Source organism: Sporosarcina gallistercoris, assembly GCF_050459885.1.
In the GTDB taxonomy this organism is placed as follows: Bacteria; Bacillota; Bacilli; order Bacillales_A; family Planococcaceae; genus Sporosarcina; species Sporosarcina gallistercoris_A.
In genome coordinates this window covers 16,176-43,164 of the sequence record NZ_JBCMNO010000008.1, presented here as the reverse complement: position 1 = coordinate 43,164, position 26,989 = coordinate 16,176, and the positions used below count along the sequence as shown (strand labels likewise).

Here is a 26,989-nt window from a genome sequence, read left to right as displayed (position 1 = left end):
CCGTATTTAATAGCAGTTTTAACAACTTTAGTTAGTTTCATATTCTTAGCTCCTTAGAAGAAGTTATAGTATTCCATTCCCTATCCGTATACGAAGTTAAACCTATTCGTCATTATCCGCGTAGTAAACTGTAGATTTCCCGCTTCAGTGCAAGAAAAGTGTCACTCAGCAATAACTCTTCGGAGCGGGGTCTGCTGAATGGAACGATAATCTCTTTTTTGACAACTGCAGGCTTGTCGGATAGCACGAGGATCCTGTCGGATAGGAAGAGTGCCTCGTCAATAGCATGGGTGATGAACAGAATCGATTTTCTGTTCGTTTCCCAAATCGACAGAAGCCATTGTTGCATTTCAAGCCTGGTAAACTCGTCTAACGCTGAAAATGGTTCGTCTAGACATATTATGGATTGCGGAGCATTCAGACTGCGTATGAAGGATACGCGCTGCTTCATTCCGCCAGAAAGTTCACTGGGGTAAGCATCTTCGTAACCTGACAGACCTGCATTCTTAATGAGCTGCAGCGTTTGAGACCGGTCTATTCCGGTCCCTGCAATCTCCGCACTCACTTCAACATTTTGTAGAACCGTCCTCCAAGGAAACAGAGCTGGACTTTGCGGCATATAACTAATATGCCCCTGTGAATTATTTAATACGGACCCGTCCAGGGAGATGGTTCCACCGTCTGGTGAGTATAGTCCGCCAATGAGTTGGAAAATCGTGCTTTTCCCGCTTCCTGAAGGACCGACGATAGAAACGAACTCGCCCTCTTTCACAGACAATGATATGTTCTGGAGAACATGATTGGTGCCATATGATTTCGTTACATTTTCAAGAGTGAGTTGACCCATTCGTCTGGTTCCCTCCTTGTCTGCGCCATCGCAGAATGTTTTTTTCAAATGCTGAAATCATTCCGAAATACGTTAAACTCAAAATCATAATCAGTACAATGGAAACGAAGACACGGTCTGTTTTGAACGAAGAAGAAGCGAGTGTCATATAGACACCGATTCCTTTGTTAGCACCAAGCCATTCAGAAATCACAGCTCCCATAACACTATAAGTTGCTGCGATTTTTAACCCTGAAAATAGTGAAGGCAGTGAATGCGGCCATTGCAGTTTCCAGAAAATCTGACGATTGCTTGCCCCAATCATCTTCAAGTAATGCAGCATATCACGATCCGTTTGTCTGAATCCATCGAGTGCAGCAATCGTTACAGGAAAGAAGCAAACCAGAACGATGACGATGACTTTCGGAAGCATACCGAAGCCAAACCAAATGACAAGAAGAGGAGCGAGTACGATCACTGGAATATTTTGCGACAAAATCAGGAGCGGGTATAACGCTTGCTGAAGGACTGGAATCCTGAATAATAGAACGGCGACACTGATACCTACAATAATTCCTACAATATAGCCGGTTGCTGAGAGAGTGATGGTGGAAACGATATGGGAAGCGTACAGCGAATAGCCGGTAAAGGCCTCTTCAGCGATTTGAGAAGGTAAAGGAAGCAGCCATGCCGGAACTTCGAAGATCCGTGCAGCGCCTTCCCAAATAACGAGTAAAAGGATGAAGACCAGAAACGGTCGCCATCCTTTATTCACTGCTGATTTCATCTGTACTTCTCCGTTAGCTTTTCCATGGAAGCACCTTCAGGATTGCTGTAGATCTTTACTTGTGAAATGACGCTGGGTGCTCCTAATTCTGTCATGCGAATGTTCATTTTTTCAATGATCCTGAGCAAGTTCCCGAGTTCGCCTTCCATTGTTGTTTCAAGTGGTGCGACCTGATAAGGTACACCGGATTTTTCAATCACTTCAATCGCTGCATCTACATAAGGAATGACATCTTCGCCATTTGGTGTCTTTGGTATGATTTGAATACTAACTAGTGCATTTGCCATTATTTTTCCTCCTTAGTTCGGTAAAAATTCGTTTGTGAACGCTTCTTTTGCGTTGAATTCTCCGTCGAGCAAGCCGTTTTCATCCATCCAATCCGCATAGGCTTCCCATGTTTTCAGCTGTTGTTCACCGAAACGTGGGGCATCATCCTGATATTTAGGAGATAGCCACTGCTGACTTTTCTTAACAAGATCCGGATCGAGATCGGGCACTGATTGAATCAGGATATCCGCAGCTTCTTCGGGATTGTCAATTGCAAACTGATACCCTTTGGATGCAGCAGCAACAAATGCTTTCACTTTCTCAGGATCTTTTTCAATGAGTTTTTCATTGGTCGTGATCACTGGCGTATAGTAGTCCAGTTTGTCAGAGTAGTCCTTTAAATATTGCATGTTCAATTCCATTCCGCGCTGTTCGGCTTCAATACCTGTCCAGCCGTAGTATACCCAAGCGAGGTCGATATCACGTTGTATCGCCGTAAAGAAATCAGAAGACCCCATGTTGATGTACTTCACTTTACTGCTATCCCCATGGTCTTTTTCCATTAGGGATTCAACGACGGCTTGCTCAACGGGAGCACCCCAGCCACCATAGTTTTTCCCTTCGAAATCTTTAGGAGACTCGATACCTTTTTCCTTTAGTGAAGCGAATCCGGACGTGTTGTGCTGGATGATCGCAGCAATCGACACGATGGGAATCCCTGCTGCCCGTGCTTCTGTTAGAGCTTCTTGGGCCCCGATTCCAAAGTCAGCTTTTCCTGAAGCAACAAGCTGATCTGCACCTGCTTCACCTGGAAGCATGATTTCGACATCGAGACCTTCGTCTTTGAAGTAGCCTTTTTGCTGAGCTACATACAAACCGGTATGATTCGTATTTGGCGTCCAATCGAGAGCGAAATGGACTTTTTGAGCGGTTTCACTCTCTTTAGCGCTATTCGTACTTGGTTGTTTGTCTGTGCCGCAAGCGGTCAAAAGTGATGCAGCAAACAGAACAGTGAGTATTCGTTTCAATGAAATTCCCCTCCTGGAGTTTCACACTGCAACAAAAACGCGCACTCCCGATTTTCGGAAGCACGCGGCACATAATCATTATGAAATGAATATGTTCCCTCCGCTGGCGTTAACCAGATCAGGTTCAAAGGGTCTGCATGTCGCATGCATCTCAACCGGTTCTCCGGTACCCCTACATATTGTCAGTGATGAAGTTGTATGGTGTTCACATAATACTTTGCCATACTTTTCTGTAAGTAGCAAGTCTAGTAGTTTCAGCCTTTTTTACTTTCCGCAATGAATTTAGTCATGATATACTAAGAAAAGGATTTTAACCTCTGATTCATCCAAACAGAAAGTGAGTGGTCACAATGGGCCGTAAATGGAATAATATTAAAGAAAAGAAAGCGTCAAAAGATGCCAACACGAGCCGGATCTATGCGAAATTCGGCCGCGAAATATATGTAGCAGCAAAGCAGGGGGAGCCGGATCCTGAATCCAACCAAGCCCTCAAAATTGTTTTGGAACGTGCGAAAACGTATAGTGTTCCGAAAACCATCATAGAACGTGCTATTGAAAAAGCTAAAGGTGGCGGCGAAGAAAGTTACGATGAACTTCGGTATGAAGGGTTTGGTCCGAATGGCTCGATGGTCATTGTGGATGCGTTAACGAACAACGTTAACCGGACGGCTTCAGAAGTACGTGCCGCTTTTGGTAAAAATGGAGGCAACATGGGTGTGAGCGGCTCTGTAGCCTACATGTTCGATCATACTGCAGTGTTCGGAATCGAAGGGAAGTCAGCGGATGACGTCCTGGAATTAATGATGGAACACGATGTGGACGTCAATGATATTACCGAAGATGACGGGCAAGTGTTAGTATATGCGGACCCGACAGCATTCCATGAAGTTCAAGAAGCCTTCAAAGCTGAAGGAATCACGGATTTCACAGTCGCTGAACTGACAATGCTTGCACAAAACGACGTTGAGCTAGACGCGGCATCAGCAGAGCAGTTCGAAAAGATGATCGACGCAATCGAAGACCTCGAAGACGTTCAACAAGTCTACCACAACGTAGATCTCGGAGAATAATAACAAAAAGCGACAAGAGCGGTCCTACGCTCTTGTCGCTTTTTTGGTTGTCACCAATTATTATTTCTATACTTTTTATAATAATTCACTTGACGAAGGAACAAATAAAGCTTCCGCTTCAAATGCTTATCCCCTTTATAAAATAACGGATTTACGTACTGCTTCTGTTTCAATAAGCGCTTAATATCTCTCTTGACCGCTTTGTTCGTCACGAATTTCTTAAGAACAATCTTAGGGACTACTGTGAATAGGAACGGCTTATTGAGTAAAACTAGCGGCTTATGTTTGTTGTAAATCAGATCATCTACAAAATAACTCGCCATGTTGTGCCCAAGTGCCGTTGTATAGTAGCTGGAACGGCCTTGTCGGATATTCACTTCAAACACTTTGAACTTCTTATCTCGAGGGTCATACTTCAAATCGAAGTTGGCAAACCCTCTATAGCCGACAGCTTCTAGGAAGTTTTTCAACTTGTACATCATTTCCTCATTATATCTTGTAATGACGGCAGTGTAGTTACCGATTGCAGTCACGGTATGCTCCTGCAAGACCACTTGTGCAAACGTGACGAGTTGAGTTTGCCCAGAAGAATTGGAATAGATGACAGAATCCCACATGTAGGTATCATCACCGGGGATGAAATCTTGTATGATAAGTTCCTCGTTATATCCGCTCTTTTTAACCGTTTCAATAACTTCGTTCAACTCAATAAGGGAATTGACTTTGTATACTTTCTGCTGTCCAGCAAACTTATTTTGATTGTATACGACTGTATCGCTAGGCTTCACGATAACTGGATAGCTCATGTCCTCGGTAAATGGCCCATCCGTTTCACAATCGTAAAAGAACGTTAATGGCGTATCAATTCCATGTTCTTTACACAACTTATAAAAGTGAGACTTGATTTGTAAATTATCCATGAGTTCACGATCGATATAGTTGAAAGTGAAGTGTTCCCTCAGCTGATCGGCATGTTCAATGATAAGTCGGACATATAAATCATTTGTTCCGACGAGCAATAGTTCGCGTCCGTCAGCTTTGTATTGGTCGGCAATCCCAATCAGAATTTCTGCAAACTTGTTTTCATCAGACAGCTCTGGATTGAGTTCGATTTTGTAAGGGATTGTGCTGAGTTGTGTAAAAGATAATGGCTCTTTTCCGATGAGTACAGGATGGATTCGGTAGGCTTCATGAAAAGAGATCGCCATATTGTATGCGTTCATATCCGTACCAACAATAATCGGTAAGAATGGTAGTTTTTTTAAGTCCATGGTGTCCTCCTAAATTGCGTTGAAATTGTCGTTGTTAAAGACCTGACTTCTATATTACATGGAAAACACTTAGGTATACAACAGTTAGCTTAGGAAAGAATAAGTTGAACAGGTTTATAACATGAACCAAAAAGGAATAGAAAAATAGTTCCATTTCATAGGAGCATTTCAAGGAGGAACAAGCACCATGTTGAAAATTGAAGAAACAAAAATGGATTTGAAGCGTGAGGAAGTCATCCAGCGATTAGTGGCTCGAGGTATTTTCAAGATTGATGGAAAACAGCTATACGAACTGCCATTATTTCTATTAATGAAAGAATATTATAAGTACGTATAAGATGATAACCGGTTGAGGAGATGTTCCTTAACCGGTTTTGTAATAGTTCCCAATTAGTGAGGAGATGAATAGACATGGAAGGTAGCCAATCAATTCGCAGCCGATTCGAATGGGTGATCGAAGCCTCCATACAGGCCCTTCAAGAAGCGTTGGAAAACGAAACACTCACTTCTGAAGAATTGGTCTTGTTTTATATGGATCGGATTGCAAGAGAGGGGCAGCAAACGAACGCAATTCTGGAGGTCAACCCCCATGCTTTACAAATTGCCCAGGCTCTCGATGTGGAGAGAAAATCATCAGGAAAACGTTCCTTGCTGCATGGCATCCCAATTTTGTTGAAAGATAATATCGATACAGCGGACGCGATGCATACCAGTGCAGGCAGTTTAGCATTGGCAAATCACTACGCTGTGCAAGATGCTTTTCTAGTCAAACAGCTGCGTAAGGCGGGAGCCATCCTCCTCGGGAAAACCAATATGACAGAGTGGGCAAACTTCATGTCAGATGAAATGCCGAATGGCTGGAGTTCTAGAGGAGGGCAAGTGCTCAATCCTTATGGACAGTTTGAAGTCGGGGGATCCAGCTCAGGCTCTGCTGTAGCTGTCAGTACTAATTTGACAGTGGCATCCATCGGTACTGAAACAACAGGATCGATTATTCATCCGGCTTCACAAAATGGGATTGTAGGACTGAAACCGACAATTGGAGCAATCAGCCGAAGCGGCATCATCCCTTTGTCAATCACCCAAGACACTGCAGGTCCGATGACCCGAACAGTGACCGATGCCGCCTTTGTTTTTGAGGCATTAATCGGTAGAGATCCAGATGATCCGATAACGATCCACTCAGAGAAGTTTGAGTCTGTAAATTGGCTGGACGTATTAGATAGGGAGGCATTGCGAGGGGTACGCATTGGTATACCTAGTTCAATATTCAGAAATGAAGTAACTGAGGAACGAATGCAATTGTTCAAGGATTCGTTAGCCACATTAGAGAACCTCGGGGCTCTGATTATACCGGATATCGATCTAGGGACGAACGAAAGCGAGTTAGGATATGATGTCCTGTTACACGAATGCAAAGCATCGCTAAACTACTATTTAGGAAAAACATCTGTAACCAATCCCATCCGGACGATCGAGGATATTATAACCTTTAACAACAATCATTCCGAACAAACGTTACGTTACGGACAAGAACTGCTTAAAAAGATAAATGATCGGAGTGGTATGCTGACCGAACGAGCGTACATCGAAGCCTTGCTGCGTAATAGACACTTGGCACAAAAAGTGGCGCTTGGAAAGGCATTAGAGAAAAATGGCGTCGATATCTTAGCTTTCCCCCAGGATCATGGATGCAGTTTTGAAGCGGCAGCTGGTTATCCGGCGATCACCGTGCCTGCGGGAATGACTAAAGCAGGGGAGCCATTCGGATTGACATTTACAGGTCCTGCCTTTTCGGAACCCGCGTTACTTGGATACGCATACGCTTTTGAACAACAGAAACAACTGCGTCCTAAGGCAAGGGCAGCACATAAGAAATAAGCAAGCATATAGCAATCTGTGGTAAACTGGGAGGAATAGAGCGAAAGTGGGGATGGAAATGTCCTTTTTAGAAGGAATGAGTCAAGACGTTAAAGAAAAATGGAAATTTGAAAATGTGATGCCGATACAAGAACAAATGATACCTGAAATGTTGAACGGACGTGACATTGTAGCGGAATCGCCAACAGGTTCAGGAAAAACGCTTGCGTATGTCTTGCCTTTGCTCGAATTGGTGGATGGTTCGAAACAGCAAACGCAGGTTCTTATCATTACACCTTCTCAAGAGTTATCCATGCAGATCGTAAATGTGATTCGTGAGTGGACTTCTGGTACGCAAATTACAGTCACACAGCTGATTGGCGGTGCAAACATGCAGCGTCAAATCGAAAAGCTGAAAAAGAAACCTACGATTGTCGTTGGAACTCCAGGAAGACTCGGAGAGCTGATCAAGAACAAGAAACTGAAAATGGGGGAAATCCGTCATATCATTCTTGATGAAGGTGATCAGTTGCTGTCGCGTGAAAATCGCGTAGCAGTGAAAAATATGATTGAGTCTGCACATTCAACACGTCAAGTAGCCGTTGTATCCGCAACGATTACAGAAGACATTGAGGACGTGGCCATCCGGTTCATGAACGACCCCGTTCGTTTGAAAGTAACTGCAGAGGATATGCCTGCATCAGGAAAAGTCGTTCACTCTTATGTGAAGACGGAAGTCCGTGATAAGACCGACCTATTGCGCGGATTGTCCCACGTTCAGGGTATCCGGGCGTTAGCATTTATAAACAATGTCGATCAGTTGCGGATGAAAGAGATGAAACTGCAATACGAAGATGCTCCTGTTGCTGTGCTCTATTCAGACATGAACAAGTTCGAGCGACAAGAAACGCTGGATAAGTTCCGTAAAGGGGATATCCGAATCCTGATTGCAACGGACCTGGCTGCACGTGGATTGGATATTGAAGGACTCACTCATGTGATTCACGTCAACGTTCCACACACAGTCGAACAATACGTGCACCGATCGGGAAGAACGGGGCGTGCTGGGTCAGACGGAGAAGTACTAACCTTATTGTCCTATCCGGAAGAACGGGATTACCGAAAGCTTGCAAAAGGGTACAAGCCTGTTCAAAAAGTATGGCATGGCGGTAAGCTGATTGAAGGGAATTCGAAAACGGTAAGCGGTCAAAAATCGTCATCCCCTAAAAAGAAGAAAAAATAAAAAACGTACGTCATGACTCTCATGACGTACGTTTTTATAGTTAAAGTTCTGTTAAAATGATCGGTCGGTCTTTAGTGACGATAATCGTATGTTCGATTTGCGCTACGAGAGACTTATCAGGAGTGATGAATGTCCACCCGTCTCCTTCTTCAATAATGTGCTCAGCCTTTTCGGAGATGAAGGGCTCAACAGCAATGACCATACCTTCCTTCATGATGGTAGGTTCCCAAGGATCGTAATAATTCAATACGTGCTGGGGTTCTTCATGCAGAGAGGTCCCAATACCATGACCAGTCAGGTTCTTGATCACGTACAGTCCATTGTCTTTTGCTTCGCGTTCTACGGCTTTTCCAATTTGGTTGAGACGAGAACCGGCTTTCACTTTTGCCATTGCCTGATCAAAAGCGTTTTTTGCAGTGTCACACAACTTTTGCTTCGCTTCATCAGCTGTCCCAAGAACAAACGAAATCCCAGTATCCGCAAAGTAACCGTCACAAGAGCCCGAGACGTCAATATTAATGAGATCACCATCTTTTAGCACTCGTTTACCTGGGATTCCGTGAGCCACTTCATGATTGACGCTGATGCATGTAAATCCAGGGAAATCATATTGATCGATGGGTGCAGAAACCGCCCCTTTTTCGGAGAAAAGTTTTCCGCCGAGTTCGTCCAGTTCCTTCGTTGTCATGCCAGGCGCAGCTGCAGCTTTCATCTCTTCACGAATTTCAGCTACAATTTTCCCGATTTTTCGCAAGGCAGCAATTTCTTCTTTTGTGTTTGCAATCATGTGAAATCCTTCTTTCTGTACTTTCTTTGTCATGTTTAACTATACCACAATTAAAGATGACGTCCCGGGCAGACGGTTTACGGTCATTTAAAAACTTTCACACCTTGTACTACGTTCCATATAAGGACAATGACAAACAAAAAACTGTACATCAACATGAAAAGAATAGGAGCAGCGCCCCAAAATCCAATGGAATCAGAAGAAGCGAACATGCTTGGAGAATCCAGGAATTCCGTTGAAGTGTGACGGAATGAAAAAAACTGGAAAAATGAGATCAGACTGGCGGCGACCAATAAAACGGTTGGAATAAGATGAGAGATGAGCGCGCGTTTGGAATGAAATTTGACATCTTGGTTATCAGCAACTAACCAAACGATAAAAGGCAATAGCAAAGGCGCAAAAAACACACTGAAGTAACTGAGTGAAGATAGTAATTTAGAGTTATCCAAAAAGAAGCCCCTTTCAAAAGAAGTCTTATGTGCAGTATTGCCAAGAGGAGGCTTAAAAGCACAATAAGTTTCAAACGAGAAGAAAAAACGTCGTTTCAGCAATAGAAATTGCTAAAACGACGTTTCCTTAATTTTTCTGGAGTTTGTTGAAGATGCAAAAAGGAATATTCCCAAGATCATGATCACGATCAAGAAAAGAGTGGATAAGGTTACGAACAGTTCTTCAAAACGAATATTCACTGAAATCCCTAAAAACACCCAAATGAAGACCGTACTAATGATCCAGTCATGATGATGGTAACTAAAGTGCAGAGCAATTGCTGCAAGGATCGTTAAGTTGATAATCGTCCATAAAACAGAACTGAGACCCAGTCGGTTCCATTCATCTAACACAATTAAGTAGTTAGCATTCACTACAAAACTGACGATTGTCCAAGAAAATAGCAGTGCAATAGGAACACGTTGCCCCCATCCATTACTCCTCTTGGAATAAGTACGGTACAAACCATAGAGAGAGAGAGCTGCAACCAAAGTGGAAAGACATGACCAGCCAAAGTAGCTATAGTGCCAAAATGGAAACCAAGCGGCATTTGAAACACAAGAGATGATGAAAAGTACAATTCGTTGTGCTGAAAAAGCATCGTTGGAATTGAATTGAACAATCCAATATGCGAGAAATAGAAAAATAATAGGCCTTATTAAAAAAGTGAAATCAGCAGGCATAAGCAGAATCGGAAGTTTATGGGCTATTTCTATTGTAGTCATCCCGTTAAGCAGCGTTGAGTTTGAAAGCGTAAGTGCAGTTGCTAAAAGAAGAAAAACAAAAGCTAAAATCAGTTTTTTCATGAAATGTCCTCCTGGTAACAGTATACTAGTAAATAAGGAGTCGTGAAAAAGGAATTATGAAGTTTTCGCAACAATTCTCCTGTCTTTTGCAGGTATAGAGCAGTTTTTTCAGGGAAGAACATGGTATACTATTCAAAATGATTACATAAACATGTATGTACGACTTGGAAAATGGAATGATTAACGACCCGTACAAAGGTGGAATTGAGCGTGATACTACTTGAAGGAACAACATGCTATCTCCGAGTATTAACTGAAGAAGACGCTGTGATTTTCACAGAATTGGTTTCAAGGAACAAAGAATATTGGACAGTGTTCGAACCGCGCCACGATGCCAGCTATTATACAGTGCCTATGCAAAGGGAAAAAATACGGGAATCTCTCTATCAAATGAGAGATCGCCGCGAGTATAATTTCGGTATTTTTGATAGCGAGTCCAGCAAATTGGTTGGACAGATATCACTCTACAGTATAAAACGGCTGCCTTTTTCAAGTGGCTTTGTGGGCTATTCAATTGACCATGATTCTGCTGGAAAAGGAATAGGATCGGAGGCACTTCGATTGGTCACGAAGTTTGCATTCGAAAATGCCGGCTTGCACCGTGTCGAAGCGTATGTATCCCCTCGCAACGTCGCATCTATTCGAGTACTTGAAAAAACGAACTATGACCGTGAAGGGTTACATCGGAAATTGTTGTACATAAATGGTATTTGGGAAGACCATTATATGTATGCACATCTCGAAGACGATTATTGAAAGGGTAAGACCGCATGGCGATTTTTGAAAAGTCGCTTTCGGATTTGGTTTTACTAACAAAAAACACATTTCCGCTAGGCTTGCAGAAGCATAGCGGAAATGTGTTTTTTATTGTCTATTTCCCGGGAAATAAAACGGAATCAGTCGTTTTTTACGACAGTATTTGCATACCCGTCGTCAATAACATCTAACTTACCTGTATCGGGATGGATGACTAGACCATGTACTGGAACTGTTTTATCCATTAAAGGATGATTACGAACTGCATCGACACTCTGTTTAACGCTAGCGGTCACATCTTTAAATCCATGAAGCCAGCCTTTAAGATCCACACCTGAATAATTCAATGTCTTAAATAGTTCACGGTCAACCCCGCGGGCAACCATTTTGTCGATAATTGACTCTGTGTCTATGGAGCTCATCCCACAGTCATAATGACCAATAATGTATACTTCATCTGCTTGCAGTTCATAGACAGCGATGAGAAGACTGCGCATGATACTTCCGAAAGGATGAGCAACGAGAGCACCGGCACTTTTGACGATTTTTGCGTCTCCATTTTTCAAATTCATCGCACTAGGAAGGAGTTCAATTAGACGAGTATCCATACAAGTCAAGATGACGATCCGTTTGTTCGGAAACTTAGTGGTCGCATATTTTTCATACTGATGCTCAGTTACAAACTGGCTATTATGCTCTAAAATTGTTGATAGAAGTGTCATATGAAATCCTCCGTTTTTAATAGTATATAGAGAAAAAGGGCGCCAGTTGGCAGCCCTTTCAGTATTCCCAAGGATCCCTTTCAGGATGAAGATCAGTAGGTGACGTCTGGTTTCGGGTCAATCACTTCAGAATCGTGCGACACTAAAGAATCATTCATGTAATGAATCATGAACATCGCAGCTGCACCGAAGGTAACTGCAAAACCGAGGATAGTAACGATTAGTAAGGCCATTATTAGTCTCCTCTCTATTGATAATCAGTGACTCACACCATTATACCTCATTTACATGAAAAGATTAAGAGCTTGCTTGAACTTTGTACAGAATTCAAAGTTAGAACGCCCAAGTTCCTTTTCTGAAAAGAGGTTCAATCGTCCCGTCAGGAAGCACACCATCAATGTCCATCTCACCAGAGCCAATCATGAAATCGACATGAGTGATACTTTGGTTCAAACCGTTTTGTTCCAGTTCTTTGCGGTCCATTTCTTTTCCACCGTCTAAGTTGAATGCATACGCACTGCCGATTGCTAAGTGATTCGATGCGTTTTCATCAAAAAGTGTGTTGTAGAATAAGAGTCCGGATGCTGAGATCGGAGATTCGTGAGGAACAAGTGCAACTTCACCTAAATATTTTGCACCTTCATCCGCATCAATCATGTTTTCTAAGACATCTTGCCCTTGGCCAGCAGAAATGTCGGTAATTTTGCCATCATTGAACGTGATTTTAAAGTCATCAATAATCGTTCCGCCATAACTCAAAGGCTTTGTACTTGAAACTACGCCGTTCACACCGGTTTTCAAAGGAGCGGTAAATACTTCTTCGGTCGGCATGTTTGCCATGAATGTTGCTCCATCCGCGTTCACGCTGCCAGCTCCGCACCACGTATGTTTTTCAGGCAATTCAATAGTAAGATCTGTGCCAGGGGCTGTGTAATGGAGCTTGTGGTAATGTTTGTTATTCAGATAGTCCACTTTTTCATGTAACTTCTGATTATGCCGCTCCCACTCGGCTACAGGATCGGCTGTGTTCACCCGTACTGCTTTGAAAATAGCATTCCATAGGGCTGGTACTTGTTCCGCTGCGGGTAGATCAGGGAAGACAAGAGAAGCCCAATCGGTTGAAGGGGCGGCAATGACTGTCCAGCTGAATTTGTCTGCCTGCATCATTTGGCGGAATCGATCGAGAGCGATTCCACTCGCTTTTTGAGCATCACGAATTCGTGAAGGATCCACATTTTTGAACAAGTCAGGACTTTGAGAAACAATGCTCATAAAGGCAGTTCCTTTTTTAGCCAGTTCTTCACGCTCGGAAATTTTCCAAGAAGGGAATTCCGAGAATGAATCTGCGGGCGCTTGTTCATAGCGGATCCGTGATACGACATCGTCGCTCCAGTCAACAAATACTTGTCGGGCACCTGAGACGTAAGCCTTTTCAACAATGATCCGAACAAATTCACGGACGTCTGTGGAGGCACTAATAAAAAGGTTTTGGTCCGGTTGGATATTCACGCCGACTTTAACAGCAAGTTCAGCATAATTTTGTAATTGTTGTTCAAATGTATTCAATAGATTCATTCCCCTTTCACACTGTAAACTCATAGTACCAATTCCGGTTTGAAAAGTGCAAAAAGAAAGACTTGAATCCGCTTACAGTCATGAAAGAAAAGATTCCTGAGATTTCTCGACCGGATTCTCTAAAGAAAACTCAAATTCTGACGAAATAAATAGAAGAATGAAAGACATGGAGGTCTTTGCATGGATTTATCAACGGTGTTTGGGTTAATTATCGGTGTCGTAGCATTAGTGGTAGGCATGTTTTTAAAAGGTGCGGCACTCTCTAGCCTGATTAATCCCGCAGCTATCTTGATTATTATATTTGGTACGATAGCTTCGGTTGTGATTGCATTTCCAATGAACGAAATTAAACGTGTCCCTAGACTTTTTGGGGTGATCTTTAAGGAGCAAAAGTTATCATCTGATGCAAATATTATTCGAATGTTTTCTTCCTGGGCGGATGTCGCTCGAAGAGAAGGATTGCTTTCGCTCGAAGCGCAAACAGATTCAATCGAGGATCCATTTTTGAAGAATGGATTGGGTCTTGCGATTGATGGTCAAAATGCAGATTATATCCGGGATGTTCTCGGGGAAGAAGTGGATGCGATGGCTGATAGACATAGTGCCGGTGCTCTTATCTTTTCTCAAGCAGGTACGTATGCGCCGACCCTCGGAGTACTTGGAGCGGTTATTGGTCTGATTGCTGCACTTGGGGATATGAACGATATCGAAAAACTTGGACATGCCATTTCAGCAGCATTCATTGCTACCTTGCTTGGTATTTTTACCGGATATGTACTCTGGCACCCGTTTGCTAACAAACTGAAGCGTAAGTCTGCAGAAGAAGTACGGCAGAAGAACATGATGATTGAAGGTATCCTTTCAGTATTGGAAGGAGAAGCTCCGCGCGTCATTGAACAGAAGTTATCTTCTTATCTATCTATGGAGGAACGCCGTAAGCTTGCTAATACAGACCCGAAAGGCAAGGAGGCGGGAGAAGTTGCCGAAGAAGCGTAAGCGCAAAAGAGATGATGGTCACGTTGACGAATCCTGGCTTTTACCTTATTCCGACTTATTAACGCTGTTACTTGCACTGTTCATCGTATTGTTTGCTTCCAGCTCTATTGACGAAGCGAAGTTCAGTCAAATCTCTTCAGTGTTCAGTGAAATTTTTGATGCAGGCAAAGGGGTGATGGACGGCTCATCTCCGACTACCGTCCCTATACCACAAAAAGACGCAGGGGCTGAAAACGACAATTCCTCCTATTTAGAAGACCAGCGATCACTCGGAGAGATCCAAGAGAATCTGGAAGACTATATAGCTGAGAACAAATTGGAAGGTCAGTTTGATACTAAGCTTACTGAAGAAGGGTTACTGGTCACTATACGCGACAGTGTTCTATTCAACACAGGAAGTGCGGAGATCGACACAAACTATCGTTCTGTTGCCACTGATATTGCGAAATTACTAGTATTTGAAAAACCTAGGCAAATCGTAATTGCAGGTCATACGGATAACGTGCCTATGGTGAGCGGTCAGTACAAATCGAACTGGGAACTCAGCGTCATGCGGGCGGTCAATTTCCTGTCAATCATCGCTGAAAATGACAAAGTGGATCCAATGGCGTTCAGTGCGAAGGGATACGGTGAATTCCGTCCGATTGCTCCGAACGATACAGAAGCCGATCGAGCTAAAAACAGAAGGGTTGAAGTCCTCATTCAGCCACTTGTATTAAAAGACGGTACAGCATATGAATAATGTACAAACAAAAAGCGGCCCCCATGTAAGGGAGTCGCTTTTTGTTTAATGTCTACCCGCTGTTAACCGCGAAGTGAACCGAGTTCTGCCACAATGGCCTGCATTTCGTTCGGTGTGATCGTTTCGCGCTTCATTACCATTTCATAAATGTAATGAAGATCTTCGTACTTTGAGGTGCTGAAGTTCTCGGACTTCATCGCATCTACATTCACCATGCGAAGTTTTTCTTTAATTTGGTTAATCATATACGCAACATTTTCAGGAGTTGGTTGAGTTAAGTCCATGGTTTTTCCGCCTTTCGCAATCTTAGGACTTAATCATTCCATTAATTCAAGTCACTGTCAACCTGCATATTATTTTTCTGATCCTTCTCTTCCTGGATTTTTGCTTGGAAACGTTTTGCCTCCATTACAATGACACCAGACAAGCCGAGAAGGCCGATTAGATTCGGAATTGCCATCAAACCGTTGAGAACATCTGCAAGCGTCCAGACAACATCTAGAGAAGCGGTAGCTCCAACGAAGATGAAGAGTACGAAAACGATTCGATAAGCGAACGAAGCTTTGGGGCTCGGGAATAAGTATTGGAAGCACTTCTCCCCGTAATAACTCCAACCCAGAATGGTGGATGATGCAAAGAAGATGAGTCCAATTGTAACGATCATTGGCCCAGCACCCCCAAGGAACTCGCCGAATGCTGCCCCCGTTAACGCCCCTTTGTCGATGCCTTTGTTCCACTGACCAGACATAACAATTGTTACCCCAGTGATCGAACAGATAATTAATGTATCAAAGAGTACTTGAGTCATGGAAATCAGCGCTTGACGCCCAGGCATGTCTGTCTTTGCTGCAGCTGCAGCAATTGGCGCAGATCCAAGACCAGCTTCGTTTGAGAAAAGTCCGCGTGCCACTCCAAAACGAATGACTGTACCAATTGCTCCCCCTGCAATTGCTTGACCAGAAAATGCGTCACTGAAAATGAGAGCGAATGCACCTGGTACCAAATCGAAGTTTAAGATAATAACAATTGCACCAGCAATGAAATAGAAGAGTGCCATAATCGGTACAAAAAATGCTGTCACCCGTCCGATTGACTTAATACCGCCTAATATTACAAGAGCACCAAAAATGACGAGCGCGATTCCAGTAACCCAGAATGGGATGTTAAACGTACTATTCATAGCATCTGCAATGGCTTTGGACTGTGTTCCGTTACCAATGCCGAACGCTGCAAAAGCACCAAAGATGGCAAATAGGATGCCGAGCCATTTCTGTTTAAGTCCGTGCTCCAAATAATACATCGGTCCGCCGGCCATTTGGCCATTGGTATCTTTCACACGGTATTTTACTGCGAGAACGGCTTCCCCATATTTAGTTGCCATCCCGAACAGTCCTGCAACCCACATCCAGAAGATGGCCCCTGGCCCGCCGGTTGCAACAGCACTGGCAACTCCTACGATGTTCCCGACACCGACGGTTGCCGCCATGGCTGTCATCAGCGCTTGGAATTGGGAGATGTCACCATCTGCTTTTTTATCATGATTCCTAGAAAACACTTGTTTCAATGAATACGGTAATAATCGAAGCTGGATGAAGGTAAGTCGGAAGGTTAAAAATATCCCTGTTCCAACAAGTAAAATCAGCAGCGGCGGTCCCCAAATGATATCGCTTAATTTACCTAAAATTGCTTGTGCTTGTTCCAACCCAATTCCCCCCTTGTTGTTTGACCAACTATATGTTTATAAATACGAAGAAAGAAGCAGTCACCTCCAGTTGGATTGAAAATTCAAATTAATATAAAAGGTGAACGGTATTAAGTACTAATATTGCGAAAATTCAGTGCATACGTCAAGTACTTTTTTAAATGTCATGTTGATTTGTTTGTTTTTTACTTACTCGGGTATAATACGGTAAGCAATCAAGTAATCAATTTTGGAGGTAATTCTATGGGAAATAGTAAACTTGGTAAATTCATCCTTTTAGGCGCTTTACTTGGAGGGGCAGCAGCTTTGCTCGATCGTACGACCCGCAATTCTTTGATGGGTACGTCGAAAAAGGCGGCAAATGAAATTCAGTACTATGCAAAGAATCCGGAAACGTTGAAACAAAAGTTGGTTGATCAGAAAGACAAATTCCAAGCTGCTTATGAACAGTTATCTGGAGATGTATCGTACATCAAGGAACAGGTGGAAGAGCTTAAGGCATTGACACCACAAGTCAAAGAATTGGTAACCGATACGAAAGAGACATTTGCCGATTCGAAAGAAGAATATGAAACCATTATAAAGGATACACAGACAGCCACTTCGTAAGGAATGAAGCCAAAGGAGTGAAACGCTTTGAAAGAAGACCACAACAACAACTTGTCCGATGGGTCGCCTTCACTCAAAAAGGCCCATCAGGACAAACCGTACATAAATGAACTATCCCACCGTTCAAACGAGGACAGGGACAAATTTTCAGATTCAAAGATAGGTGGTTTTGTATCAGATATCCAAGAAGGGGATATACATACATTTGATGTGACAACTAAGGATGGATTTTTGAAAGAATTGATTTTACGCATTAAAACGGTCGATGTATCGGGACTTGGTGCTGAACTCTCTTACTTCTTCTTGTTCTCCATGTTTCCTTTGCTTATTTTCCTGTTCACGCTGTTACCGTACTTGAATCTTGACCAGACGCAAGTCATTCTCTTCATCAGGGATTATGCACCGGCAGAAGTGGCGACTATGATCAGTGACATTCTTGAGCAAGTGCTGGCTAACAAAAACGGAGGCCTGTTGTCCATCGGTATTTTAGCAACTCTTTGGTCTGCTTCCAAAGGGATGAACGCACTGACGAAAGCGTTGAATCGTTCCTATTTTAAAGAAGACTCGCGTTCGTTTGTTGTTCAGCGGGGAATGTCGATTGTCTTTACGGTTATGCTTGTACTTGTAGTAATCGTGGCACTCGCTTTACCTGTTTTTGGAGAACAGATCGGGTCAGTCATCTTTTCATATCTAGGATTTGAAGACGGGTTTAATACATTATGGAATCAGTTGCGGTTCATCATCCCGCCTATTTTGATAGCGGTCGTGTTCACACTCATCTATTGGTTAGTACCTGATGTGAAACTTCCGTTTAAAACAGCACTCCCTGGAGCTTTGTTTGCAACGATAGGTTGGATAATTACGACTCTCGGTTTCTCGTTCTATGTTTCCAATTTCGGAAGCTATGCAAATACGTATGGAAGTATCGGAACAATCATAATTCTAATGTTATGGCTCTATTTCTCAGCAATCATTCTCATGATCGGCGGCCAACTCAATGCTGTCATGAAAGAGCGGGCAGAACGAATTAAACAAATAAAAAGCAATGCTACGGTGTAAACCGCAGCATTGCTTTTACTTTGTTGCATTGAGCATTCGTAACCCGTTCAGAATGACTAAGATTGTGCTTCCTTCATGGCCGATTACACCTAATGGCAAATCGACAACTTGCATGAAGTTGGAAAGGATGAGCATCACGATGACGAAAATAGAGAAGAATACATTCTGCTTTACTATGCGTTGCATTTTTCTTGAGAGTTTAATTGTATAGAGAAGCTTCGTCAAGTCATTCTTCATCAGGACGACATCTGCTGTTTCCAACGCAACATCTGTTCCTTCTCCCATCGAAATTCCACTTGTTGCGGTAGCAAGCGCAGGTGCATCATTGATGCCATCTCCCACCATTCCTACCGCTCCGTATTGCTCCAACAATTCTTTCACTTTCTTCACTTTCATATCTGGAAGACAATTAGCAGTATAAGAATCGATACCTGCTTGTGAAGCTATGGCTTTTGCGGTTTTTTCATTGTCCCCAGTAAGCATTATCGTTTTCAATCCAGCTTTTTTGAGCCCATGGATCGCTTCGATCGCCTCCGGTCGGAGGACATCTTGTAATGCGGCCGCGGCTAGAATTCCTTCCTGATCTTTAATGAATAGAATCGTTTTACCTTCATCAGCAAAAGCAAAAGCGGTTCCATTGTGAAATGCTTTTGCTTCTTCCATTCCGACGAAACGGGGACTTCCAACAATCACTTCGCCTTCAGGTGGGAACGCTCTTAAGCCATTGCCGGGAACTTCTTCAATGTCGAAGTCGCGCCGCATGGCGACGTTTTGAGTATGCGCGTATGCAGTAATGGCTGTGGCTAATGGATGATTTGACCGCGACTCTATACCAGCCAAAAGTGACAATGCGTCAGTAACAGAAGTGCCTTCACGTACGATGAAATCTGTCACAACAGGTTTGCCTGTAGTTAGCGTACCTGTTTTATCAAACACAATAGCTCGAAGTGAGCTTAAATTCTCCAAGTGAATTCCGCCTTTGAACAACACACCGCGTTTTGCTCCATTAGAGACTGCAGCGAGTGTAGCAGGCATAATGGATGCCACAAGAGCACATGGTGAGGCAACAACGAGAAGTACGATAGCCCGATAGAATGTTGTTGTCCAGTCCCAGCCAAATAAGAAGTGAGGTAGGAACAGCATAAGGGCAACTGTAATGAGTACAATCTTAACGTAGCTTCCTTCGAAGCGTTCGATGAATTGCTGTGATGGTGACTTTTCACTTTGTGCATTTTGGACCATTGTAATAATCTTTTGAAACAAGGATTCACTGCTCGGCTTTGTCATTTCCATTTCGATGACACCGCTGATATTTACGGTGCCTGCAAATAATTCATCTCCCGCGCGCTTGTCAGCAGGAACGGATTCGCCATTAATAGCTGACATATCTATAGATGTACTGCCTTTAAGCACAGTTCCATCTACTGGAATTCTTTCCCCCGGCTTAACGAGCAAACGAGCACCGACTGCTAGGGAAGAGGTGGGTACACTCACTTCATTCCCATCGTCTTGAATGAGCCAGGCTTCTTCGGGCTGCAGCTCCATAAGGGAAGAAATCTCTTTATGGCTTTTGTTCAACGTATAGGTTTCAAGCGCGCCGCTTAACGCAAAGATGAAGATCAGAATGGCCCCTTCAGCCCAATACCCGATAAATGCAGAACCAACCGCTGCAAGGATCATTAACATTTCTACATTCAATTCTTTGTTTTTAATGGTTTCTTCGATTCCTTCTTTCGCTTTTGCATACCCGCCGATCAAAAAAGCAGTAACATATAGCCCGATCGAAAAAAGATCAGCCCCATTTTTGCTGCTTACCCAAGCGGCTATAATGAGTATTCCTGAGAGAATAGCTAATGCGAGTTCAATGTGTTCTTTCCAATCCTGTGACTTTGGAAGCTCACCATTTGCATGAGTCGTCATAATACCCCTCCTAATTGAGAATGAGTTTCACTTTCATTTACCTTATAAAAGTCACAAAGTCGGATTCCATAAGGGAATCCGACTCAAATAATATCAGTTACTACTTTATAATTACTATTAATAGTAGTATATCACAATTGAGAAAAAAGTGTTAGACTATATTTATTTCTGAAGTCGATAAGATTTTTCGCAAACAAAAACAGAGGTTTTGCTAACCTCTGCTTCAGAATACGTTGTTAAATTCGTAGCTGTTATTTCATCTTACCCATACGGACTTCTAAATCGTCAACGAGGCTGATAAGGCGATCGATTTCTTCAAGATCAGCTGTTTCCGGCTCAATCGTATCGAGTGTTTCCAAAAACTGATTCAGTCGGATCTTTAAATCGTCAACTTGGTTAGATGGTGAGTTTTGCATAATGTTCACCTCTTTCTGTAAACCTATTTTAACGGAAATAAGTGGCCAGTACAATTAGTTGAAAAGAAAATGAAATTTAACTATTCACAATTGAAAGTCAATGTGGTATGATAGGTTTAATCCAAAGAAGGAGGGTAGCTGAACAAGTTCTGAAAATAGGAGGAGGCGATTCGAAGACGTCTGGAAAAGGAAATTCTATTGGCGAATTCGCAGTAAATCTATGAACAATTTAATCCCAACATAAAGCCCGGCTCTCATTGAATCACAAGAGGCCGGGTCTTTTAATGTGCAAATCATCAGTTTAACAGTTCATATGTCTTTCTTATATCGATGCAATTCGCCACTGATTGGTACATCGAACAGTTCTTATCTGTTAACTCGAGAATCTTCGGCATCTTTTCATCCGTTAGACCCTCTGCTCCTACAGTGATGTGCAAGTGTATTTTCTCAAGGCGACTCGCATCATCCTGGGATCGTATCACTTCTTTCACTTCGATGCGGATCGATTGGGCAGGCATTCTTTTCTTCTCCAAGATTTTGCGCATGACTCCACCTGTGCAGGCAGCAATGGAGGAGACCATCAACTGATAAGGCCGGAATCCTTTTTCTTCATTAGAAGAGATTTCGAGCTTCCCGAATTCTGTTTCAGTTTCAAAGCCGTTTTCTGTCATTTCGAATTTCATTAATATTCCCTCCTTAGTATGCTATCATTATAAGGGTTTTTGCTGAATAAGGGGTGTATGACGAATGGCTATCATAAATAATCATCAACAGCATCGTTTTTGGGTGCTGGTCATTATTGTTTCGATTTCAGGTTTTTCACAGGGGATGTTGCTCCCGCTGATTTCTTCGATTTTTGAGCAAGATGGTATTTCAGGAACTTTAAATGGTCTGAATGCCACTGGATTATACATAGGAACACTATTAGTCTCTCCGTTCATGGAGGCACCACTGCGCAAGTTTGGATACAAACCAGTGATTATTGCAGGTGGTGTGATTGTTATCATTTCACTACTTTCGTTTCCGTTATGGAAAAGTGTAATTTTTTGGTTTGTACTTCGTTTGTTTATTGGGATTGGAGACCATGCTCTCCATTTTGCCACTCAAACTTGGATAACGAGTACTGTTTCACCCGATCGTCTAGGAAGAAGTATTTCTATTTACGGATTATCTGTAGGTGTTGGGTTCGCAATAGGGCCGATGTTTGTGCCGCTCGTAACGATTTTTGAAGGATTGCCTTTCATTGTCTCGGCCTTGTTGACATTTTGTGCATGGGGACTCGTTTTCACATTGAAGAATGACCTTCCGGAAGTGATGGCAGGTACCGCTGCTGCAGGTCATTTCGGAAAAAGGGTTAAAGCGACAGTACTGGTTGCTTGGATTGCACTTCTCGGCCCTTTTGGTTATGGTTTTTTGGAATCTTCATTGAATGCGATGTTCCCTGTATATGCTTTACGAAATGGAATCCCGTTAAGCATGGTTGCCCTCATAATTCCGGCATTTGCTTTCGGAGGGATCATTTCTCAAGTCCCTCTTGGTATTCTCTCTGATAAAATGGGGCGCCGTCCAGTCCTGCTTATTGGATTGGGAGGCGGAATGCTTGCGTTTACAGGTGCAGCATTATTAAGTTCCTCTGCTATAACATTAATGATCATGTTTTTCATCGGTGGGATATTTTCAGGCTCGCTCTTTTCTCTAGGGGTCGCGTATATGTCTGATCTTACCCCGAACCACCTTCTTCCTACAGGCAATTTACTCTGTGGCATTTTTTTCAGCTTCGGGAGCTTGACTGGACCGATTCTTGGAGGATGGGTGTTAGAAGTGTCGCAGCAAAATTATTTGTATCTATTTTGTTTGTTCCTTGGAACATTGTTCTTGCTGACACTGTCAGGAAAGAAAAAGGTGGAACAAGAAGTGTTGTAATAGACAAAACAGAGTCCCTGTCCGTAAAAAAAGGGGACTCTGTTTTTTGTTTGAATCCGTTTACTGAGCATATCCCAGATGAATGTCTTCATACTCCATCACAAGATCATCCAGGGAACCGAACGTATAGCCTTGTTTCTTAGCATCTCTGATGAAGTCCGGCAGTGCTTGAGAGTTATCGGAAGAAACGGTGTGCATGAGGATGACAGCACCAGGGTGCAGCTGGTTCATGAGCTCATTATAAGCGAACTCGCGACCTTTAGGTTTATCTGCATACCAGTCGATAAAAGCGACTGACCAAAAAATGTGTCGATATCCAAGTGAATTCCCTACAGCTAACACTTGTTCATTGAAAATCCCTTCTGGTGGTCTTGCGTAAACGGTGCGCTTGATACCTGTTGTCTCTTCAAGTAAATCATCGAACTTCTTCCACTCGTCTTGCATCTTTTCTGGACTCAGCTTAGCCATATTCGGATGACCGTACGAATGATTTCCAATTCCATGTCCGTCTTTGACCATACGTTTTACAAGAGGCGCTGCGCTTTTTAAATAATGTCCAGTAAGAAAGAAAGTAGCGGGAGCCTGTTCTTTCTCCAGGGTATCCAAAATACTTTCCGTCTCCCCATTTTCATACCCATTATCAAAAGTTAAATAGACAATCTTTTCATCCGGCTTGCCTTTATAGATGGCTCCATATTCACTAAGCATGGATTCGAGAGCTGCTCCAGCGTTTGGAGGCTCCCCATTGATCGCTTTCTTAAATCCCCAATGGAATTCGTCTGCGTGAGCGGCGAACGGATTGAAAGCGAGACCGACGACAATCACGAATGCTGCCATTAAGATACCAGGACCATGTTGTTCCATCATTTCGAGCACACTCCTTTTTTCATAGCGTGTGCCGAAGTGATGGATCTATACATCACTTAGTTAAGAATGTTTACCAGTGCTGGCCGTATTGCAGGGTATTTAAAAGTGAACTCACTGTCAATGAGTTTTTTCGGTAATACGTGTTGACCTTCCAATACTAATTTACTCTTTTTACCTAGTGCGAGTTTCATAGCAATACTTGGAACGGGGAGCCAGTGCGGTCGATGGGTGACAGAACCGATTGCTTTCCCTAAATCGGACATCCTCACAGGGGCAGGAGCTGTTACATTAACGGGTCCATCTAAGGCAGGAGTGGAAATGACAAAGCTTATTGCGCGTATCACATCTTCTATATGGACCCAAGAAATCCATTGTTTTCCCGATCCTATCGGTCCCCCTGCAAACAATTTATAAGGAAGTACAATAAGAGGCAGAGCACCGCCGCCTTTTCCGAAGACCGTTCCAAAACGTGTATAGACGACACGTGTTCCATATTCTTTCATTTTTGATGCTTTCTGTTCCCAATCATGGACTGTCCTTCCGAGAAAATCATGAGCGATTTCAGGAGATGTTTCTGTATATACATGGCTCTCAGACGTAGGGTAAACACCAATTGCGCTGGCATTGACGAAGACCTTTGGCTTGCTATTTAGCACCTCTAGTATCCGGAGAAGTTCGTCAGTCGCTTCCATTCGACTTCGATAGATCTTCTTTTGATGTTCTTCGGACCAGTTGCCTTCATTGATGGAAACCCCTGCTAAGTTTACTACCGCATCCGGAGGGGAAAGTTCTTCTTCAGGTTTTGCGTCGTTATGCAGCCATCGGACAAAGCGAATACCATTTTCTTCTTTTGATTCACTTCTTGATAAAACTGTAATGGAATGACCTTCTGCTTTAAGTAATTCAATGAGTTGAGAACCGATGAAACCAGTTCCACCAGTAATTAATAGGTTCATGAAGTAGGCTCCTTTCAAAGATGGAAAACGAATCAGCTGACCAGTCAAATGAGAACAGGTATACTGATAGTAAGCGGGAGGTGTTGGACATGCCGGTGATTACAAAGATATCACAGCAGAAAAAGGACAAAGAACGTTACAATATATTCTTGGACGAAGTCTATGCGTTTAGCGTCCATGAATCGAATCTCGTTAAGTTCGGTTTAACGAAAGGGATGCAACTCGATAACTGGGATAAAGAAAATCTGGTTTATGAAGAGGAAATCCAAAGAGCCTTTAACCGAGCCCTTCACTTCCTAGGATTCAGAATGAGAAGTGAATTTGAAGTGAAGGAAAAGCTGAAGCAAGCGGAGTTCGGTGATTCCGTGATCCAGGAGGCCATTTTAAAATTGAAAAAGCTGGGCTTTCTAGACGATCATGCTTTTTCAGAAGCTCTTCTACGCACTCAAAAAAACACATCAGGGAAGGGACCGAGTGCTATCAAACAGGAACTGAATGATAAAGGAATAGATCCGTCCGTACAAGAAACAGTTTTAGAGGAATACGACCCACAAGAACAGCTCGCAACTGCAACGAAATTAGTGGAAAAAGCTGCACGTAAGCATACTTCAATTGCACCGGCTCAGCTGAAACAGCGGATACAAAATGCTCTTCAAAGGAAAGGTTTCCGATTTGACATCATCAAAGAAGCAATTGACGCAGTCGAGTTCGAACCGGATGAAGACGAATGGACCTCCATAACCGAAACGACCGGTGAAAAAGCATGGCGTCGTGTCAGCATTAAATACAAGGGCTATGACCGTAAAAGACGGGTGAAACAAGCGATGTATCAAAAAGGGATCCCGTTTGATCGGATCGATGCGTTCATTGAAAAAAAGGAGCTTGAAGAAGATGCAGAATGAAAAGAAATATAGTCAAATGACTGAACAAGAGCTCAGGACTGAAATCGCTCGCCTCATGGAAAAAGCAAGAAAAGCCGAACAGCTAGGGATTCTTAACGAATACGCAGTTTATCAGCGTAAAGCGTTGATGGCTCAATCATACCTTATCGATCCCGCTTCGATCGTACCAGGAGAAATTTATAAAATACAAGGAGACGAGGGGTACTTCTTTAAGGTGGATTACTTAAAAGGCCGTTTTGCTTGGGGATATCGGATGGGAGGCGAGCAAGCTGAAGAAGCGCTTCCGCTCGCCATGTTAGCATCCGTCAAGACCGGTAAGTAAACCAAGCCTATTATGACTCCTGGATGAAGTTCAACTTTTTGCGCAGTTTATCTTCCGAGAATATCCAGCCCGTATAGGAGTTCACGACGTTAAAGTCTTCGTCTACATGGGCTACTGCCACAAATGGATAAAATGTTTTACTCCGGTATCTCAAGTCGATCAAGCGTACCTCAGTCAAGACATCGACCTGGGAGATCTCCCATCGGTAAATAGGTGAAAAAGATACGAATGCAGCTATGTTGCGATCTGTCATTGCGGCGTCTACATACGGCGATTCCGGCAACGGTTTACGATCAAATCTGTCGTAAATATTCACGGAACGACCGTATGCCCGCCCTACATAATGATCCGTTTCGGTCGAAGCGGCGATACGCCATTGGAAGAAACGCATTGTCGGAGCGATGTAAACTTCAGTCGCAGCAGGAATTGTATTGTAGACAGCTCGTTTTACAGCACCATGGACTGCGAAGCGGAGTAAGTAATACATGAAGATCACACTATAGAGAACGACCATCGTTAATACAGGCGGAGTTCCAAGAAGCCAAGATGCAATTGCTACGACATGTAAACCGAAATAAATGGGATCGAACGTGTTAATAACACTTAAAGCCACCCACTTTTGTGAAAACGGCCGCAATGCCTGCGTTCCGTATGAATTAAAGATATCCACAAATACATGAACGAACACGGCAAGAAATGTCCACGCCCACAGGTGGATGAAATTAACTTCAGGCACAAAAAGCGATAAGACGATTGAAATGATAATCGGCCACAACAGAACGGCCGGAATTGAATGCGTCATACCTCTGTGGTTCCGTATATAAACGGCATTATTGCGCAGTTTTAAAACAGTATCAGTATCAGGTGCTAGGGAGCCTAGCATAATGCCAGCAAAAACTGGTCCCATGGTTGCTGAGTGTGAGGCAACGATAGGGTCTGCCATGGCAAGTCCGCTAATGGCGATGCCCATTGCAATATGTGTACCCGTGTCCACTCCATCACTCCTTTAAATTGACGTATCCATTGAAATGAATTCAACAGTTACTTAAGTATATACCCAAATTTGAATAACCTAAAAGTATTAGCTG

31 protein-coding genes and 1 riboswitch are annotated in these 26,989 nt (G+C 43.1%); of the genes, 12 read left to right on the top strand and 19 right to left on the bottom strand.

The annotated features are described in order from the left end of the window. Positions 1-112: 112 nt before the first annotated feature. The 4 genes from ABE021_RS05935 to ABE021_RS05920 are packed head-to-tail and all read right to left on the bottom strand — an operon-like array spanning position 113 to position 2,908. A complete protein-coding gene (locus ABE021_RS05935; RefSeq protein ID WP_430287424.1) occupies positions 113-847 on the bottom strand; it encodes an ABC transporter ATP-binding protein in 735 nt (244 codons plus the stop codon). Beyond that, positions 828-1,613 carry an ABC transporter permease gene (locus ABE021_RS05930; protein ID WP_430287423.1) on the bottom strand — a complete coding sequence of 262 codons (786 nt, stop codon included), beginning with the start codon at positions 1,611-1,613 and terminating at the stop codon, positions 828-830. Before ABE021_RS05930 ends, ABE021_RS05935 begins: the two co-directional genes overlap by 20 nt. Continuing rightward, a complete protein-coding gene (locus tag ABE021_RS05925; RefSeq protein ID WP_430287421.1) occupies positions 1,610-1,900 on the bottom strand; it encodes a thiamine-binding protein in 291 nt (96 codons plus the stop codon). The genes ABE021_RS05930 and ABE021_RS05925 overlap by 4 nt, the downstream gene beginning before the upstream one ends. Before the next feature lie 12 nt (positions 1,901-1,912). Then, positions 1,913-2,908, bottom strand: a complete 996-nt coding sequence (locus ABE021_RS05920) for an ABC transporter substrate-binding protein (RefSeq protein WP_430287419.1) — start codon at positions 2,906-2,908, stop codon at positions 1,913-1,915. 78 nt (positions 2,909-2,986) lie between these two features. Continuing rightward, a riboswitch (TPP riboswitch) is annotated at positions 2,987-3,092 on the bottom strand. A 166-nt stretch (positions 3,093-3,258) separates the two neighbouring features. Between ABE021_RS05920 and ABE021_RS05915 the strand changes: the two genes are divergently transcribed. Then, a complete protein-coding gene (locus tag ABE021_RS05915) occupies positions 3,259-3,978 on the top strand; it encodes a YebC/PmpR family DNA-binding transcriptional regulator (RefSeq protein ID WP_430287417.1) in 720 nt (239 codons plus the stop codon). Positions 3,979-4,028: 50 nt separating this feature from the next. Here the strand turns inward: ABE021_RS05915 and ABE021_RS05910 are convergent, their stop codons facing one another. Continuing rightward, positions 4,029-5,249 (bottom strand): carboxylate--amine ligase, encoded by a 1,221-nt coding sequence (locus tag ABE021_RS05910; protein ID WP_430287416.1) that lies wholly within the window; start codon positions 5,247-5,249, stop codon positions 4,029-4,031. 187 nt (positions 5,250-5,436) lie between these two features. On the opposite strand from ABE021_RS05910, the gene ABE021_RS05905 reads away from it, so the two are divergent. The 3 genes from ABE021_RS05905 (at position 5,437) to ABE021_RS05895 (ending at position 8,352) form a co-directional block, all read left to right on the top strand. Continuing rightward, positions 5,437-5,586 carry a Fur-regulated basic protein FbpA gene (locus ABE021_RS05905; RefSeq protein ID WP_430287414.1) on the top strand — a complete coding sequence of 50 codons (150 nt, stop codon included), beginning with the start codon at positions 5,437-5,439 and terminating at the stop codon, positions 5,584-5,586. A gap of 74 nt (positions 5,587-5,660) precedes the next feature. Then, on the top strand, positions 5,661-7,130 hold the full coding sequence (locus ABE021_RS05900) for an amidase family protein (RefSeq protein ID WP_430287413.1): 1,470 nt from the start codon (positions 5,661-5,663) through the stop codon (positions 7,128-7,130). A 58-nt stretch (positions 7,131-7,188) separates the two neighbouring features. Further along, on the top strand, positions 7,189-8,352 hold the full coding sequence (locus tag ABE021_RS05895; protein WP_430287411.1) for a DEAD/DEAH box helicase: 1,164 nt from the start codon (positions 7,189-7,191) through the stop codon (positions 8,350-8,352). A 40-nt stretch (positions 8,353-8,392) separates the two neighbouring features. On the opposite strand, the gene map is transcribed toward ABE021_RS05895, so the two are convergent. The 3 genes from map to ABE021_RS05880 all read right to left on the bottom strand — a co-directional run bounded on the left by map (position 8,393) and on the right by ABE021_RS05880 (position 10,434). Next, positions 8,393-9,139 (bottom strand): type I methionyl aminopeptidase, encoded by a 747-nt coding sequence (map, locus tag ABE021_RS05890; protein WP_430287410.1) that lies wholly within the window; start codon positions 9,137-9,139, stop codon positions 8,393-8,395. A gap of 83 nt (positions 9,140-9,222) precedes the next feature. Further along, positions 9,223-9,588, bottom strand: a complete 366-nt coding sequence (locus tag ABE021_RS05885; protein WP_430287409.1) for a DUF4870 domain-containing protein — start codon at positions 9,586-9,588, stop codon at positions 9,223-9,225. Between the two features lie 111 nt (positions 9,589-9,699). Further along, positions 9,700-10,434 (bottom strand): hypothetical protein, encoded by a 735-nt coding sequence (locus ABE021_RS05880; protein WP_430287408.1) that lies wholly within the window; start codon positions 10,432-10,434, stop codon positions 9,700-9,702. A 210-nt stretch (positions 10,435-10,644) separates the two neighbouring features. Here ABE021_RS05880 and ABE021_RS05875 point away from each other — a divergent pair, with 210 nt between their 5' ends. After that, the gene (locus ABE021_RS05875) at positions 10,645-11,190 is read left to right on the top strand and encodes a GNAT family N-acetyltransferase (RefSeq protein ID WP_430287407.1); all 546 of its coding nucleotides are present in this window, start codon (positions 10,645-10,647) and stop codon (positions 11,188-11,190) included. Positions 11,191-11,330: 140 nt separating this feature from the next. Here ABE021_RS05875 and ABE021_RS05870 read toward each other — a convergent pair whose 3' ends face one another. The 3 genes from ABE021_RS05870 to ABE021_RS05860 all read right to left on the bottom strand — a co-directional run bounded on the left by ABE021_RS05870 (position 11,331) and on the right by ABE021_RS05860 (position 13,478). Next, positions 11,331-11,912: a beta-class carbonic anhydrase gene (locus ABE021_RS05870; RefSeq protein ID WP_430287406.1), complete on the bottom strand. Its 582-nt coding sequence runs from the start codon at positions 11,910-11,912 to the stop codon at positions 11,331-11,333. Between the two features lie 92 nt (positions 11,913-12,004). Beyond that, positions 12,005-12,145 (bottom strand): hypothetical protein, encoded by a 141-nt coding sequence (locus ABE021_RS05865; protein ID WP_191689938.1) that lies wholly within the window; start codon positions 12,143-12,145, stop codon positions 12,005-12,007. Positions 12,146-12,245: 100 nt separating this feature from the next. After that, a complete protein-coding gene (locus tag ABE021_RS05860) occupies positions 12,246-13,478 on the bottom strand; it encodes an aminopeptidase (RefSeq protein WP_430287405.1) in 1,233 nt (410 codons plus the stop codon). A 189-nt stretch (positions 13,479-13,667) separates the two neighbouring features. Here ABE021_RS05860 and motA point away from each other — a divergent pair, with 189 nt between their 5' ends. Both motA and motB read left to right on the top strand, forming a co-directional pair. Continuing rightward, a complete protein-coding gene (gene motA, locus ABE021_RS05855; RefSeq protein ID WP_430287403.1) occupies positions 13,668-14,483 on the top strand; it encodes a flagellar motor stator protein MotA in 816 nt (271 codons plus the stop codon). Continuing rightward, entirely contained in the window at positions 14,467-15,225 is a 759-nt protein-coding gene (motB, locus tag ABE021_RS05850; protein WP_430287402.1) for a flagellar motor protein MotB, read from the top strand. The genes motA and motB overlap by 17 nt, the downstream gene beginning before the upstream one ends. Positions 15,226-15,287: 62 nt before the next feature. On the opposite strand, the gene ABE021_RS05845 is transcribed toward motB, so the two are convergent. Next, entirely contained in the window at positions 15,288-15,509 is a 222-nt protein-coding gene (locus ABE021_RS05845) for a DUF1128 domain-containing protein (RefSeq protein ID WP_430287401.1), read from the bottom strand. A 41-nt stretch (positions 15,510-15,550) separates the two neighbouring features. Then, a complete protein-coding gene (locus ABE021_RS05840; protein ID WP_430287400.1) occupies positions 15,551-16,927 on the bottom strand; it encodes an alanine/glycine:cation symporter family protein in 1,377 nt (458 codons plus the stop codon). A 243-nt stretch (positions 16,928-17,170) separates the two neighbouring features. Here ABE021_RS05840 and ABE021_RS05835 point away from each other — a divergent pair, with 243 nt between their 5' ends. Both ABE021_RS05835 and ABE021_RS05830 read left to right on the top strand, forming a co-directional pair. Continuing rightward, the gene (locus tag ABE021_RS05835; RefSeq protein WP_430287399.1) at positions 17,171-17,536 is read left to right on the top strand and encodes a YtxH domain-containing protein; all 366 of its coding nucleotides are present in this window, start codon (positions 17,171-17,173) and stop codon (positions 17,534-17,536) included. A 27-nt stretch (positions 17,537-17,563) separates the two neighbouring features. Next, a complete protein-coding gene (locus tag ABE021_RS05830) occupies positions 17,564-18,595 on the top strand; it encodes a YihY/virulence factor BrkB family protein (RefSeq protein ID WP_430287398.1) in 1,032 nt (343 codons plus the stop codon). A 15-nt stretch (positions 18,596-18,610) separates the two neighbouring features. Here the strand turns inward: ABE021_RS05830 and ABE021_RS05825 are convergent, their stop codons facing one another. From ABE021_RS05825 to ABE021_RS05815, 3 genes are all read right to left on the bottom strand, one after another. Then, complete coding sequence (locus ABE021_RS05825) at positions 18,611-20,515, bottom strand: heavy metal translocating P-type ATPase (protein ID WP_430287396.1); 1,905 nt, start codon at positions 20,513-20,515, stop codon at positions 18,611-18,613. A gap of 251 nt (positions 20,516-20,766) precedes the next feature. Then, entirely contained in the window at positions 20,767-20,931 is a 165-nt protein-coding gene (locus tag ABE021_RS05820; protein ID WP_430287395.1) for an SE1561 family protein, read from the bottom strand. A 296-nt stretch (positions 20,932-21,227) separates the two neighbouring features. Next, positions 21,228-21,614, bottom strand: coding sequence for an OsmC family protein (locus ABE021_RS05815; RefSeq protein WP_430287394.1), 387 nt, complete (start codon positions 21,612-21,614; stop codon positions 21,228-21,230). A gap of 64 nt (positions 21,615-21,678) precedes the next feature. On the opposite strand from ABE021_RS05815, the gene ABE021_RS05810 reads away from it, so the two are divergent. Then, a complete protein-coding gene (locus tag ABE021_RS05810; RefSeq protein WP_430287393.1) occupies positions 21,679-22,854 on the top strand; it encodes an MFS transporter in 1,176 nt (391 codons plus the stop codon). 60 nt (positions 22,855-22,914) lie between these two features. On the opposite strand, the gene ABE021_RS05805 is transcribed toward ABE021_RS05810, so the two are convergent. Both ABE021_RS05805 and ABE021_RS05800 read right to left on the bottom strand, forming a co-directional pair. Further along, on the bottom strand, positions 22,915-23,721 hold the full coding sequence (locus tag ABE021_RS05805; RefSeq protein ID WP_430287392.1) for a polysaccharide deacetylase family protein: 807 nt from the start codon (positions 23,719-23,721) through the stop codon (positions 22,915-22,917). A 56-nt stretch (positions 23,722-23,777) separates the two neighbouring features. Next, entirely contained in the window at positions 23,778-24,677 is a 900-nt protein-coding gene (locus ABE021_RS05800) for a TIGR01777 family oxidoreductase (protein ID WP_430287391.1), read from the bottom strand. Positions 24,678-24,766: 89 nt separating this feature from the next. Here ABE021_RS05800 and recX point away from each other — a divergent pair, with 89 nt between their 5' ends. Continuing rightward, positions 24,767-25,579 carry a recombination regulator RecX gene (gene recX, locus ABE021_RS05795; protein ID WP_430287390.1) on the top strand — a complete coding sequence of 271 codons (813 nt, stop codon included), beginning with the start codon at positions 24,767-24,769 and terminating at the stop codon, positions 25,577-25,579. Then, positions 25,569-25,901: a YfhH family protein gene (locus ABE021_RS05790; RefSeq protein WP_430287389.1), complete on the top strand. Its 333-nt coding sequence runs from the start codon at positions 25,569-25,571 to the stop codon at positions 25,899-25,901. Before recX ends, ABE021_RS05790 begins: the two co-directional genes overlap by 11 nt. 10 nt (positions 25,902-25,911) lie before the next feature. Here the strand turns inward: ABE021_RS05790 and ABE021_RS05785 are convergent, their stop codons facing one another. Then, positions 25,912-26,895 (bottom strand): metal-dependent hydrolase, encoded by a 984-nt coding sequence (locus ABE021_RS05785; protein ID WP_430287387.1) that lies wholly within the window; start codon positions 26,893-26,895, stop codon positions 25,912-25,914. Positions 26,896-26,989: the final 94 nt, after the last annotated feature.